The organism is Bacillus sonorensis NBRC 101234 = KCTC 13918, assembly GCF_001592005.1.
Taxonomy (GTDB): Bacteria; Bacillota; Bacilli; order Bacillales; family Bacillaceae; genus Bacillus; species Bacillus sonorensis.
The window spans coordinates 63,112-76,261 of sequence record NZ_BCVZ01000009.1 but is presented as its reverse complement, the minus strand read 5'-3'; the positions used below and the strand labels follow the sequence as shown (position 1 = coordinate 76,261).

The window sequence follows — 13,150 nt, the reverse complement described above, 5'->3', positions numbered from 1 at the left end:
TTAAAAAAACGGTATATTTGAAGGAGTAATTTTGCGAACGTATGGTTGCAGTTTGAAAGGTGGAAATCATTGTGAAAAACGACAAGGCTTTTAATGACACATTTTTAAAAGCGTGCCGCGGAGAAAAAAGCCCTCATGTACCGGTCTGGTACATGAGGCAGGCTGGAAGGTCGCAGGCGGAATACAGGGCGCTGAAAGAGAAATACGGATTGTTTGAAATTACGCATCAGCCTGAACTGTGCGCTTATGTGACCAGGCTGCCTGTGGAACAGTACGGGGTGGATGCGGCGATTCTTTATAAGGATATTATGACACCGCTTCCGGGAATTGGCGTAAATGTTGAAATTCAAAACGGAATCGGGCCTGTCATCGACAACCCGATCACCTCTGCCGCCGACGTTGACAAGCTGGGTGAACTTGAGCCTGAAGAGCATATTCCATATGTGCTTAAAACGATTAAGCTCTTGACAGAGGAGCAGCTGAATGTTCCGCTGATCGGCTTTACCGGAGCTCCGTTCACATTGGCGAGCTATATGATAGAAGGCGGACCGTCAAAAAACTACCATAAAACGAAAGCGTTTATGTACAGCCAGCCTGAAGCGTGGAGCCGGCTGATGAAAAAGCTTGGCGACATGGCGGCCGTTTATGTGAAGGCGCAAATCAGAGCCGGTGCAAAAGCCATCCAGGTGTTTGATTCATGGGTCGGTGCCCTCAGCGCCGATGATTACCGCCGCTATATCAAGCCGACAATGGACGCCCTGTTTAAAGAGCTGAAAAAAGAAGGCGTTCCGCTGATCATGTTTGGGGTGGGCGCGGGCCATCTCGCCCGCGACTGGCATGATCTTCAGCTTGATGTCGTTGGACTGGACTGGCGGATGAGCATAAAGGAAGCGCGGGAAAACGGCTTGTCCAAAACGCTTCAGGGGAATCTCGATCCATCGATATTGCTTGCCCCTTGGGAGGTTATCGAGGAAAGGGCAAAAGAAATCCTTGACCAGGGAATGCAGACGGACCGGTTTATTTTTAATCTCGGACACGGCATCTTTCCAGAGGTCAGCCCTGATGCACTGAAAAAATTGACGGCATTTGTTCATGAGTATTCCGCCTCAAAACAATCGAGCATGATTCCATGAGCATTTCAGTTGGTCTTTTCAATATAAACTGTCAAAATACGTATAGATCAAGATCTTTAAAGAGGTGTTCATGTTGGGTAAAAAGAAAATGGGGCTTCTTGTGATGGCGTACGGAACGCCGTACAAGGAAGAGGATATTGAACGGTATTACACGCACATCAGAAGAGGCAGAAAGCCTGATCCGGACATGCTCCAGGATTTAAAAGACCGCTATCAAGCGATCGGCGGAATATCCCCGCTCGCGAGAATTACCGAGGAGCAGACGAAGCAGCTGGAAAAGCGCTTAAATGAAATACAGGATGACGTCATCTTTAAAGCTTATATCGGATTGAAGCATATTGAACCTTTTATTGAGGACGCCGTTCAAGAGATGCACAAAGACGGTATAACAGAGGCCGTCAGTCTCGTACTGGCGCCGCACTTCTCAACGTTCAGCGTCCAGTCGTATAACAAACGGGCGAAAACCGAGGCCGAAAAACTGGGCGGCTTGACGATTACATCTATCAACAGCTGGTATGATGAGCCCGGGTTCATTGAATATTGGGCGGATCAGATCAAAAAAACCTACGCAGGCATGCCGTCGGAAGAACGGGAAAATGCCGTGCTGATCGTTTCGGCGCACAGCCTTCCGGAAAAGATTGTCGACATGGGGGATCCGTATCCGGAGCAGCTTAAAGAATCCGCAAAATTGATCGCCGAAAAAGCGGGCGTAAAAGAGTATGCGGTCGGCTGGCAAAGCGAAGGAAACACTCCGGATCCCTGGCTTGGACCTGACGTCCAGGATTTGACGAGGGACTTATCAGAGCAAAAAGGCTACAAAGCCTTTGTCTACGCTCCTGTCGGATTTGTAGCCGATCATCTGGAAGTCCTGTACGATAATGATTATGAATGCAAAGTCGTAACAGATGATATCGGAGCAAGCTATTACAGGCCGGAAATGCCGAATGCGAAACCGCAGTTTATCGATGCTTTGGCGTCCGTTGTCTTAAAAGGATTGGAGAAAGAACAGTAAAGAAGGCGATTTTATATGAGTGGAGAACGTAAGCAGATTGTCATTATCGGCGGCGGTATTACCGGATTGGCCGCCGCCTTCTACCTGGAGAAAGAAATCAAAAAGAACGATCTCCCCGCTGAAGTGACGCTTGTCGAAGCCAGTCCGAGATTAGGCGGAAAGATCCAGACCGTTCATAAAGACGGCTATATCGTTGAAAGAGGCCCAGACTCATTTCTGGAACGAAAACAGAGCGCTCCTCAGCTCGTCAAGGATCTTGGTTTAGAGCATTTGCTTGTAAATAATGCGACAGGCCAGTCTTATGTTCTCGTTAATGAAACGCTCTATCCGATTCCTGAAGGGGCCGTCATGGGTGTTCCAACTAAAATCGGACCTTTTTTGACGACAGGGCTGTTTTCCCTGCAGGGGAAACTGAGGGCAGGGATGGATTTGGTGCTGCCGGCCAGCAAGCCTCAGGAGGACCAGTCGCTTGGAGAGTTTTTCAGAAGGCGCGTCGGCGGCGAAGTGGTTGAGAACCTGATTGAACCTCTCCTTTCAGGGATTTATGCCGGGGACATCGACCGCCTCAGCCTGATGTCGACATTCCCGCAGTTTTACCAAACCGAACAGAAGCACAGAAGCCTGATTATCGGCATGAAGAAATCTGGCGGCAAAAACCGGCAAAAGCCGGCCGCAAAAAAGAAAGGCCAGTTTCAGACGCTGAAAACCGGTTTGCAGACGATAGTGGAAGAATTGGAAAAACAGCTAGAACTGACGAAAATCTATAAGGGAACAAAGGTCGTCAACATTGAACGCGGCGGCCAGGGTTACAGCCTGAAGCTTGACAACGGCGTCATTCTTCAAGCGGATTCCGCCGTCGTCACGGCTCCGCATAAAGCGATTGCCGCGATGTTTCCAAATGAGGATTGGCTTAAAGGTTTGCGGGAGATGGTATCAACCTCTGTCGCAAATGTGGCGCTCGGTTTTCCAGAGGAAGCTGTGCAAATGGAACACCAAGGCACAGGCTTCGTGATCTCGAGAAACAGCGATTTCTCCATTACCGCCTGCACATGGACAAACAAAAAATGGCCAAATACAACGCCGAAAGGCAAGGTTCTGTTAAGGGCGTATGTCGGAAAAGCCGGTGATGAATCTGTGGTCGACCAGTCCGACAATGAAATGGTCAGGATTGTGCTTGAGGATTTAAAGCGGATTATGAAAATCGAAGGCGAACCGGAAATGACCTGCATTACGAGATGGAATGAAGCCATGCCGCAATATCACGTCGGCCATAAAAACAGAATCAAACAAATACGAGAGGGCATCGGGACGTCATATCCCGGCATTTTTGTCACAGGCGCTTCTTTTGAAGGCGTCGGCATCCCGGATTGCATTGACCAGGGCAAACAAGCCGTGGCAGATGTAATCGCCCATTTATTTGAATAACAGACTAGAAAGAGCAAAAGCTGTCCGGATAATATCCGGCGGCTTTTTTATTTTGCTTACTTTTAAACCGCTGCATCATGAGAGGCCGTTTTTTGGAAAAAATACATTTTAATTAATTGCATTTTAAAAATGGATGTGTTACATTACTTTTTGTACTTATTGACCAAAATGTTCAAATAGTCATTTTTGGAGTGAGGAACTATGACCATTGACCGGAAAGCGCTCATCATAGAAGCTGCCACAAAATCATTTACTCAATTCGGATACAAAGCAACGACAATGGATCTTGTGGCAAAGTTGGCAAATGTCGGAAAAGGGACGATTTACACCTTTTTCAAAAACAAGGAAGAATTATTTAGCGAAATCATTTCGTCGCTGCTGATTGAAATGAAGCAAACGGCTGACAATGCGATCGATCCTGATCTGCCGTTTCACGAAAATGCGCATCGCGCGTTGATTGCCATCTTGGAGTACAGAAAAAAACACCAGCTGACCATCAAAATTTTTCAGGAGGGAGCGGAGCTTGGCACGCCTGTCGCACGGGATATGACTGAAAATCTCGAGCGCATGGTCATCAATTACATTAAGAAAAAAATTAAAGAAGCGATTAAAAATGGCGATATAAAACCGTGTGATCCAGAACTGAACGCATTTGTCATTTTCAAGCTGTATATTGCGCTCATCTTTGATTGGGAGAAACACCATGAACCACTAGAGAAAGAAGAAATAGCGGAAATGCTGAAAATGTATATTGTGAAAGGATTGTCCCATTAGATCATCGTGGGGGTGCGGCCGAACAGAGAAAGCGGTCATTAATTAGGAGGCGTTATCAACAATGAGTATACTACGAAACCAGTGGAGAGAACTGATAACAAACAAAAAGCTGCTGATATCCGTAATCGGGGTTCTCTTTATTCCGCTGATTTACAGCAGCGTATTTTTGGCGGCATACTGGGACCCCTACGGACATGTCGATCAGCTCCCCGTAGCTGTCGTCAATACTGATAAAGGGACGACATATGAAGGCAAAGACCTTCATATCGGGGATGATCTTGTCAAAGAGCTGAAGAAGAATAAAAAGTTTGACTGGCATTTTACAACGAAGGAAAACGCGTTAAGAGGCTTGAAAAATGAAGAATACTATATGGTTGTAGAAATTCCTGAGAACTTTTCCAAAGACGCCAGCACGGTCATGGATAAAAAACCGAAAAAGCTGAATCTGATCTATCATACCAATGCCGGACGTAATTATGTCGGCGCACAAATCAGCGATAAGGCGATTGAGCAGCTTCAGCATTCTGTCGGTTCGGAAATCAGCGAACAATACGCGGAAGTGATTTTTGATAACTTCGGGAAAATCGCAAAAGGGCTTGGCGAAGCCAGCGCAGGAGCAGAAAAGCTGAATAACAGCTTAAAGGATGCGAAAAAGGGAAGCAAAACCCTGAAAGAAAACCTTGAAAAATTGGCAAAAAGCCAAATTGAATTCAATAAAACGGGAATGGATCCGTTCGGCACAGCATTCAATACGTTAAATCAAAAAATTCATGAGCTTGATTCAGCACTCGGACAATTCCAGGAAAAAAGCGGCCAGATGTACAACGGAGCCAAACAGCTGCAAGAAGGCATGCCGAAGATCGTGTCAGGTTTGGAGCAATTGAATGAAAAGGCTCAAACCGTGAAGCAGTTTGAAAACGCGATTTCACCAGAAAAAATCGCCCAGCTTGAAAGCGCCCTTTCACATGCGGAGAAGGCAAAAAAAGAAATCGGCCGGATTTCGGATGACATATCCAAGCTTGAAAACGCCTTGAAAAATCAAAACGGCCAAGTGAAGCAGATCATTGAATCAAGCGATTTTCTCACAGAAGAACAAAAAGCGGCGCTGTTAAAACAGGTCGAACAAAAGACGGGAAGCATCAAGCTCCCTGAACTGGACCGTCTGAAAGCCCAAATTCCAGACGGAAGCGAGCTTCCCGACCTGTCAGACATCAAACAGAAGCTTAACGAACTAAAACAGCTTCCCGGCGCGGTGAATAAGCTTTACACAGGATCGCAAAAAATTCAAGAGGGACTCAACAGTCTGACAAACGGACTCGGAGCGTATAACGAAAAATTCGCTGAAGCGAGAAACGGCTCTTCAAAAATTTCTGAGGGCAGTCAGACATTGACAGAGAAGTTCGGACAGCTCCAGGATGCGTCAGGAAAGCTTCAAGATGCTGCTTCCAAGCTGGCGGAAGGGGCAACAACGCTTGATGAAGGCCTCGGCAAGATCTCTAAAGGCAGCGGCGAGCTGTCAAACAAGCTTTCTGACGCAGCTGATCAGACGGGCGATATTCAAGCAGGCGAACAGAACTACAATATGTTCTCCGATCCTGTCGATGTGAAAGGCGATAAAATCAATCAGGTCTCAAACTACGGAACGGGGCTAACTCCGTACATTTTATCGCTCGGATTATTCGTCGGCGCCTTAATGATCACTGTTGTGTTTGATGTCAAAGAGCCGTCAGGCCGTCCTGAATCTGCGTTTGGATGGTTCCTCAGCAAATTCAGCGTGCTGCTTCCGGTCGGAATTTTACAGGCTGTGATCGCATGCACGGTCATTCTCTTGGGCATCGGCCTTGAGGTGCAAAGCATCTGGAGATTCTATCTGTTCAGCATCATTATGAGCATTACATGCCTTGCGATCATTCAGTTCCTGGCGGCATCGATGGGAAATCCAGGGCGTTTCATCGCCGTCATCCTGCTTGTCCTTCAGCTTGGGGGAAGCGGAGGAACGTTCCCATTGGCGCTTGTACCTAAATTCTTCCAGCTTATCCATGCCGCTCTGCCGATGACTTACAGCATCGCAGGCTACAGAGCGATTATTTCAAGCGGAGATTATGATTATATGTGGAAACAAGCGGCGGTGCTCGGCGGAATGGCTATCGTCATGATGGCTTTGACAATCATTTATTTTTGGTGGCTGCTCAGAAAAGAAAAAATGGAGGAACAGCCCGCATAATTCAAAAACACCTTTTCGATAAGAAAAGGTGTTTTTTTTCGTAAATAGCCGATTCCTGCCGGGTGCATTGCCGAAATAACAGCTGCATATTCTTGCCGGACGGCCAACCGGGCAGAAGCGGATAGGAGTTGCAGTCAAACGGATGCGCCCCATTTTACAAGCATCCCCGTATATGTAAAACCTCCGCCAAAGCCGTAAAGGAGCACGGTATCTCCTTCTTTGAGCTTTTTGTTTTTAACGGCCAGATCAAGCGCGAGAACGATCGAAGCTGATGATGTATTGCCGAACCATTCAACGCTTGTCAGAGCTTTTTCAAGCGGAATTCCAGCTTTTTCGCAAATCGATTCGATCATTCTCAGGTTGGCGCTGTGAGGGACGAACCAATCAATGTCTCCGAGATCCATTTTCGCTTGTTCCAGCAGCTTTTTGATGCCTTCCGGGATCGATCTGGCCGCCCATTTGTATACCTCTCGCCCGTTTTGAACCATTTTTCCCGCGCCCAGCAGCTTTTCTCCCTTCAAATCGCTCCTTAAGCCGGTTCTGTACAAATGACGGGCTCCATCTCCTTTTGTACCCTGTACGAACGTAATAAACCCGGGTGCTTTTTCCTCACGTTCGATAAGCAGTGCGCCTGCCCCGTCTCCAAACAATACGCAAGATGAGCGGTCTGTATAATCGGTTACTTTGGACAATGTCTCTCCGGCAACTACAAGAATTTTGCGGTGCAATCCCGAGGTGATCAGTCCGTTTGCGATATGGAGGCCGTAAGTTAATCCGGCACATGTCGCATTGACATCGACCGCCCCGGTATCGGACCATCCGAAGTGTTCCTGGATTTGGCATGCCGTGCTAGGAAACGCATAGTCGGCTGTCGTCGTAGAGACGATGATCATATCGACATCATCAAGTGTGCCGTGATATCTGTTTTTTAAATCTTCTACAGCCCTGATACAAAGATCAGATGTGAATTCCCATTCAGATGCCAGCCGCCTTTCTTTCATGCCCGTCCGCTGAACGATCCATTCATCAGAGGTATCAACGATTTTTTCCAAGTCTTCGTTTGTCAGCCGTTTTTCGGGAACATAAGCTCCGATAGCTGAAATGCGTGCTTTTGATAAAGTTTCCATGATGCTCACTCTCCTTTTTTATATTATAACACCAAGTATTAGTATCTGGTGCTAATTTTTTTCTCAAGGATCCTGAGTGAGGTATACTATATAATAAAGAAATAGGAGGGGATGCACATGTCATCTATTCATGAAACGATGCAGCTGATTAAAGAGCTTGTCTCAATTCCGAGCCCGACCGGAAATACATACCAGATCATAGACTATATTCATCAGCTTCTGAAAGAACAGGGAATTGAAACAAAGATCAATCACAAAGGAGGACTGATTGCTACAATACCGGGGCGCGACGAGTCGAGGCACAGGCTGTTGACTGCTCATGTGGACACTCTGGGTGCGATGGTGAAAGAAATCAAAGCGGACGGAAGGCTGAAAATCGATGTAATCGGCGGCTTCCGCTATAACTCGATCGAAGGTGAATATTGCCGGATTGAAACATCATCGGGAAAAAGCTATACCGGGACGATTTTAATGCATCAAACCTCAGTTCATGTTTATAAAGACGCGGGAAAAGCAGAACGGAGCCAGAACAATATGGAGGTGCGCATTGATGAACCGGTTCGTAGTGAAAAAGACACCCGGGCGCTCGGCATTGATGTCGGCGATTTTATATCTTTTGATCCCCGGGTTGAAATAACCCCGAGCGGCTTTATCAAATCGCGCCATCTCGATGATAAGGCAAGCGTCGCCCTATTGCTGCAGCTGATCAGACAGATTAAAAGAGAAGGAATAAGCCTGCCGTATACCACCCATTTTTTAATTTCCAATAACGAAGAAATCGGATATGGCGGCAACTCCAATATTCCGCCTGAGACAGTTGAATATCTGGCTGTTGACATGGGCGCGATCGGCGATGGTCAATCGACTGACGAATATTCGGTATCGATTTGTGCGAAAGATTCAAGCGGACCGTATCATTACGGCTTCAGAAAGCGGCTGGTCGAGCTTTGTGAAAAGCATGGGATCGAATATAAGCTTGATATTTATCCATACTACGGATCTGATGCTTCAGCGGCAATCAAAGCGGGACATGACATCATCCATGGATTAATCGGTCCGGGAATAGATGCTTCACACGCATTTGAAAGAACACATCAAACATCCTTGGAGCATACGGCACAGCTTTTGTACCGCTATATCCAGTCTGACATGGTATAAAACCCGGTCCTTTAATAAAAAATCCCGAAAGGACGTTTTGATCCTTTCGGGGAAAGAAATACGGAAGTCTTCATCTCTTGGATGAATGTTTTATTTACCAGTAATCATAATGTTTTTTCTTGCAATGATCATAGTAATAATAATCTTTTTTATAATCATAGTAATGATAATCTTTTTTGTAGCATGGATAATAGTAGTAATAGTAGTAGTAGTATTTTTTGCAGTCATGATCTTTTTTATGATAGTCATGGTAATAACACATAAAACTTCCCTCCTGTTATTATCTTAATTTATCTACAGTACATCGTATGCCGCGGGGAGGGGATTGCTTGGACAGGTTTATTGGTGAAATCGTATATTTTCAACGAGAAAACGCATGTTTCCATGGAGGAAAACATGCGTTTTTTCTTTCAGTATTCAGTTCCGGGGTCAGCCGGACATTTTCATATCAATCGGTTCGCTTTTATTCAGTACGGCTTCACCTTTTGAAGTGTCATATTCGCCTTCCCATTTGGACATGACGACAGCCGCCAAGGCATTTCCTGTCAGGTTGACGACTGTGCGGGCCATGTCCATAATCCGGTCGACGCCCGCTATGAAGGCCAGTCCTTCAGCAGGCACGCCGATCGTGCCCAATGTTGCAAGCAGCACGACGAACGATGTGCCCGGCACCGCAGCCATCCCTTTTGAAGTGACCATCAGCACGAGAATTAACGTGATCTGCTGGCCAATCGACAGATCGATTCCTGAGGCCTGCGCCAAAAACAATGCGGCGATCGCCTGATACAGCACAGACCCGTCCAGGTTAAAGGTATAGCCGATCGGAATGACAAATGACACAATGCCTTTTGGACACCCGATCTTTTCCATTTTCTCCATTACACGGGGAAGAACCGTTTCTGAGCTTGATGTAGTATAAGCAAGCAGCAATTCATCTTTTAAATAGGCTAAAAATTTAAATATATTGACGCCAACCATTTTTCCGACAATGCCGAACACAATGATAAGGAAAACCGCAAGGGCGGCATACACCAATATAACTAGTTTTCCCAACGATAACAGTGATGAAAATCCAAATTTGGAAACTGTTACACCAATCAGAGCAAAAACACCGAGCGGCGCGAATTTCATCACAAGGTTTACGACGTGGAACATGGCCTGGGATGTGGCCTCAAAAAACGCAAGCACAGGTTTTCCTTTTTCCCCAATCGCTGAAATTCCAAGGGCGAAAAACACGGTAAAGCAGATAATCGCAAGCAAATCGCCTTCAGCTAAAGACTGGAAAAAGTTCGTCGGCACAATATGCAAAAACGTGTCTGCAACCGATTTCGTGCTCGCTTCTTTTTCAGTTTGAACATACTGGCTGATATCAGTTTTTTCGCCAGTTGTATAATTAACGCCATGACCAGGCTGGAAAACGTTTGCCAGCACAAGGCCGAGTATAATCGCGAAAGTTGTAATAATCTCAAAGTATAGAATAGTCCGAAATCCGATCCGGCCAACTTTTTTGCCGCTGCCCGCTCCCGCGACCCCGACAATTAAGCTGGACACGACGATTGGAACTACAATCATTTTAATTAATCTTAAAAATAAATCCCCCACCGGCTTCAGATAGGTTTCTATATTCGGGTTGTTAAACCAGATGGCGCCTACTACGACACCTAAAATCAGTCCAAGGAAAATTTGAGTAGCTAATCCGAATTTTATTTTCTTCTTCATAGATGCCCTCCCAACGTCAGTTTTTTTCATTATATAAGTATATTAAATAATGAGACTATTAAATTTAGTATAGCCGAAAAAAAAGGATCTCGTCCATAAAAAAATTTAGGAATTATTTTCTGAAATTTCAGTAAACGGTATAATGTTCATAACTGAAGAGGTTCAGAAGTTTTGGGTACGGGGTGTTTATACCTATTTCATATAGTTAATTATAATTAAATTAATGCTATTTGACAAAAATGTCTCTCTTTTTGACTAACTTTGTGACAAAAAAACGCTCCGGAACGAGGGCATCATCCGGAGCGTGCTGTGTTCAAAGGTCATTCAATTTTAGGCATTTGCAGCATGTATTTCCGTAGCATTCATGCTGTTCTTCCATCTCGCGGCCGCATTCCGCACATTTCTTGGCAGGCAGGTTTCTGAAAAATTCTGTGATTTTTCCAATCATCTTATATCCCCCATTCCTTTAATTGTTATCATTGTATTATAACAGATGAAGAAAGGTCAATGTCTGTTTTATGACAAAACATAAAACATGCAATTTTAAAGAAAAATGGGTATATTGAATATTGGGACGATAGCCACATAAATGAGGTGTGAAAGATATGAAGATCACTGTGATAGGCTGTTACGGCGGATTTCCGGCTGCAAATGAAGCGACTTCGGGATACCTGTTCCAATCAAGGGATTATTCGGTCCTGGTTGATTGCGGCAGTGCAGTTTTATCAAAGCTCCAGCAGTTTCTGCCTGTTGAGAAGCTGAATGCTGTTGTATTATCCCATTATCACCATGACCATATTGCGGACGTCGGCCCTTTGCAGTTTGCCAAACTTGTCGGCTCATTTCTCGGAAAAGGGAAGGACGCGCTTCCGATATATGGACATCCGTTTGATCAAGATCAATTCCATCAGCTTACATATAAAACGCATACCGCGGGGATTGCGTATGATCCTGAGAAGCCGTTGGCGCTTGGCCCGTTTACGTTTACTTTTCTAAAAACGGCCCATCCGGTCGACTGTTTTGCGATGCGGATCACAGACGGAGTGCACAGCGCCGTATACACGGCGGATTCAAGCTTTCAGACATCGTTTATCACTTTTTCTGAAGGCGCCGATTTGCTGATCAGCGAGTGCAATTTTTACGCGGATCAGGACGGTACGAATGCCGGGCATATGAACAGCCTTGAAGCTGGCAGAATCGCGGAAGAATCCGGAGCAGGGAGGCTTCTTCTTACACACCTGCCGCACTTTGGGGATCATCGGCAATTAAAAAAAGAGGCGGAAACCGTTTTTAACGGCCCAGTCGATCTGGCGAAGACGGGTTATGTGTGGGGAGACTAGAAGGAGGAAAAAACATGCTGTTTATCGATAATCAAAACATTACAGATCCGAGAATCAACCTGGCGATCGAGGAATACTGCTTAAAATACCTTGATCCCGAACAGACATATTTGCTGTTCTATATCAATCAGCCTTCGATCATCATCGGCAAAAACCAAAATACGATTGAAGAAATCAATACGAAATATGTGGATGAAAACGGAATCATCGTCGTCCGCAGGCTTTCCGGAGGCGGAGCGGTTTACCATGATCTCGGAAACTTGAACTTCAGTTTTATCACAAAGGATGACGGCAACAGCTTTCATAACTTTAAAAAGTTTACCGAACCCGTTGTCGCCGCTTTAAAACGCCTTGGGGTCGATGCTGAGCTGAGCGGGCGCAACGATCTGATGGCAAACGGCCGGAAAATTTCGGGGAACGCCCAATTTTCAACAAGAGGAAGAATGTTCAGCCATGGTACGCTTTTATTTGATTCTGAGATCGAACATGTCGTATCGGCACTGAAAGTAAAAAAAGATAAAATCGAATCAAAAGGAATTAAATCGATCAGAAGCCGGGTGGCCAATATCAGCGAATTTCTTGATCAGAAAATGACGACTGAGGAATTCCGGGAACTGCTTCTGAGGTATATTTTCGATACGGAAGGGGACATCCCCGAATATAAACTGACTGATGAGGACTGGAAAATCATCAATCAAATTTCAAAGGAACGCTACCAAAACTGGGATTGGAACTACGGAAAATCTCCTAAATTCAATCTGCAGCATTCGAAACGGTTTACGGCAGGTTCGATTGACATTCGTCTGGAAGTTCATAAAGGCATGATTCAGGAATGCAAAATTTTCGGCGACTTTTTCGGTGTCGGCGATGTCGGCGAGATCGAAGACAAACTGTCAGGCGTCCAGTATGAAAGAAACGCGATTGAAGAAGCACTCGACGGCGTTGATATTCAGCATTACTTCGGGAACATTCAAAAAGAAGAATTTTTGGATCTCGTTTACTAACATTGAGGGCCGCTTCAAGAGCTTTCCAGTTCTCGGAGCGGCTTTTTTTTTGCGACATGCAGGATGTGAGAATGGATGGATGCCGGTTATGCAGATCTCTCTATAGGCATAAGAGGAATGGAAGATATTTTCCATCATCTCTTGAGTGTTTTCGCTTCATTTACTATAATGGGGATAGATTTTTTATTATCAAAAAATGAATGGTTATTCATTCATTTTTGAAGGGGTGGGAGA

13 protein-coding genes are annotated in these 13,150 nt (G+C 45.4%); 9 read left to right on the top strand and 4 right to left on the bottom strand.

The window, feature by feature from the left end; genetic code table 11:
• The first annotated feature begins 71 nt into the window (after positions 1–71).
• The 5 genes from hemE (at position 72) to BTR1S_RS12105 (ending at position 6,568) form a co-directional block, all read left to right on the top strand.
• Positions 72–1,133: a uroporphyrinogen decarboxylase gene (gene hemE / locus BTR1S_RS12125; protein ID WP_006636699.1), complete on the top strand. Its 1,062-nt coding sequence runs from the start codon at positions 72–74 to the stop codon at positions 1,131–1,133.
• A 73-nt stretch (positions 1,134–1,206) separates the two neighbouring features.
• Positions 1,207–2,145, top strand: a complete 939-nt coding sequence (hemH, locus tag BTR1S_RS12120) for a ferrochelatase (protein WP_006636700.1) — start codon at positions 1,207–1,209, stop codon at positions 2,143–2,145.
• Positions 2,146–2,160: 15 nt separating this feature from the next.
• A complete protein-coding gene (hemY, locus tag BTR1S_RS12115) occupies positions 2,161–3,570 on the top strand; it encodes a protoporphyrinogen oxidase (protein ID WP_006636701.1) in 1,410 nt (469 codons plus the stop codon).
• 201 nt (positions 3,571–3,771) lie between these two features.
• Positions 3,772–4,344, top strand: coding sequence for a TetR/AcrR family transcriptional regulator (locus tag BTR1S_RS12110; RefSeq protein WP_006636702.1), 573 nt, complete (start codon positions 3,772–3,774; stop codon positions 4,342–4,344).
• A gap of 61 nt (positions 4,345–4,405) precedes the next feature.
• Positions 4,406–6,568 (top strand): YhgE/Pip domain-containing protein, encoded by a 2,163-nt coding sequence (locus BTR1S_RS12105; RefSeq protein WP_006636703.1) that lies wholly within the window; start codon positions 4,406–4,408, stop codon positions 6,566–6,568.
• Positions 6,569–6,702: 134 nt separating this feature from the next.
• Here the strand turns inward: BTR1S_RS12105 and BTR1S_RS12100 are convergent, their stop codons facing one another.
• Positions 6,703–7,695 (bottom strand): ketoacyl-ACP synthase III, encoded by a 993-nt coding sequence (locus BTR1S_RS12100; protein WP_006636704.1) that lies wholly within the window; start codon positions 7,693–7,695, stop codon positions 6,703–6,705.
• A 117-nt stretch (positions 7,696–7,812) separates the two neighbouring features.
• Here BTR1S_RS12100 and BTR1S_RS12095 point away from each other — a divergent pair, with 117 nt between their 5' ends.
• On the top strand, positions 7,813–8,853 hold the full coding sequence (locus BTR1S_RS12095; protein ID WP_029419028.1) for a M42 family metallopeptidase: 1,041 nt from the start codon (positions 7,813–7,815) through the stop codon (positions 8,851–8,853).
• Between the two features lie 94 nt (positions 8,854–8,947).
• Here the strand turns inward: BTR1S_RS12095 and BTR1S_RS22820 are convergent, their stop codons facing one another.
• The 3 genes from BTR1S_RS22820 to yhfH form a co-directional block, all read right to left on the bottom strand.
• A complete protein-coding gene (locus BTR1S_RS22820) occupies positions 8,948–9,115 on the bottom strand; it encodes a hypothetical protein (RefSeq protein ID WP_167373799.1) in 168 nt (55 codons plus the stop codon).
• 167 nt (positions 9,116–9,282) lie between these two features.
• The gene (gene gltT / locus BTR1S_RS12090) at positions 9,283–10,572 is read right to left on the bottom strand and encodes a glutamate/proton symporter GltT (protein WP_029419027.1); all 1,290 of its coding nucleotides are present in this window, start codon (positions 10,570–10,572) and stop codon (positions 9,283–9,285) included.
• 313 nt (positions 10,573–10,885) lie between these two features.
• Entirely contained in the window at positions 10,886–11,020 is a 135-nt protein-coding gene (gene yhfH, locus BTR1S_RS21980; RefSeq protein ID WP_006636707.1) for a protein YhfH, read from the bottom strand.
• Positions 11,021–11,177: 157 nt separating this feature from the next.
• On the opposite strand from yhfH, the gene BTR1S_RS12085 reads away from it, so the two are divergent.
• From BTR1S_RS12085 to BTR1S_RS22525, 3 genes are all read left to right on the top strand, one after another.
• Positions 11,178–11,912, top strand: a complete 735-nt coding sequence (locus BTR1S_RS12085; protein WP_029419026.1) for an MBL fold metallo-hydrolase — start codon at positions 11,178–11,180, stop codon at positions 11,910–11,912.
• A gap of 14 nt (positions 11,913–11,926) precedes the next feature.
• Positions 11,927–12,916, top strand: a complete 990-nt coding sequence (gene lplA / locus BTR1S_RS12080) for a lipoate--protein ligase (protein WP_006636709.1) — start codon at positions 11,927–11,929, stop codon at positions 12,914–12,916.
• 75 nt (positions 12,917–12,991) lie between these two features.
• Entirely contained in the window at positions 12,992–13,138 is a 147-nt protein-coding gene (locus BTR1S_RS22525) for a hypothetical protein (protein ID WP_155910141.1), read from the top strand.
• Positions 13,139–13,150: the final 12 nt, after the last annotated feature.

Excerpts from the sequence above, each read along its gene's own strand:
- BTR1S_RS12085 (WP_029419026.1), top strand. The coding sequence starts at position 11,178 with ATGAAGATCACTGTGATAGGCTGTTACGGCGGATTTCCGGCTGCAAAT.
- BTR1S_RS12110 (WP_006636702.1), top strand. The coding sequence starts at position 3,772 with ATGACCATTGACCGGAAAGCGCTCATCATAGAAGCTGCCACAAAATCA.
- BTR1S_RS12100 (WP_006636704.1), bottom strand. The coding sequence starts at position 7,695 with ATGGAAACTTTATCAAAAGCACGCATTTCAGCTATCGGAGCTTATGTT.
- gltT (WP_029419027.1), bottom strand. The coding sequence starts at position 10,572 with ATGAAGAAGAAAATAAAATTCGGATTAGCTACTCAAATTTTCCTTGGA.
- BTR1S_RS12095 (WP_029419028.1), top strand. The coding sequence starts at position 7,813 with ATGTCATCTATTCATGAAACGATGCAGCTGATTAAAGAGCTTGTCTCA.
- BTR1S_RS22525 (WP_155910141.1), top strand. The coding sequence starts at position 12,992 with ATGGATGCCGGTTATGCAGATCTCTCTATAGGCATAAGAGGAATGGAA.
- BTR1S_RS22820 (WP_167373799.1), bottom strand. The coding sequence starts at position 9,115 with ATGTGTTATTACCATGACTATCATAAAAAAGATCATGACTGCAAAAAA.
- BTR1S_RS12105 (WP_006636703.1), top strand. The coding sequence starts at position 4,406 with ATGAGTATACTACGAAACCAGTGGAGAGAACTGATAACAAACAAAAAG.
- lplA (WP_006636709.1), top strand. The coding sequence starts at position 11,927 with ATGCTGTTTATCGATAATCAAAACATTACAGATCCGAGAATCAACCTG.
- yhfH (WP_006636707.1), bottom strand. The coding sequence starts at position 11,020 with ATGATTGGAAAAATCACAGAATTTTTCAGAAACCTGCCTGCCAAGAAA.
- hemY (WP_006636701.1), top strand. The coding sequence starts at position 2,161 with ATGAGTGGAGAACGTAAGCAGATTGTCATTATCGGCGGCGGTATTACC.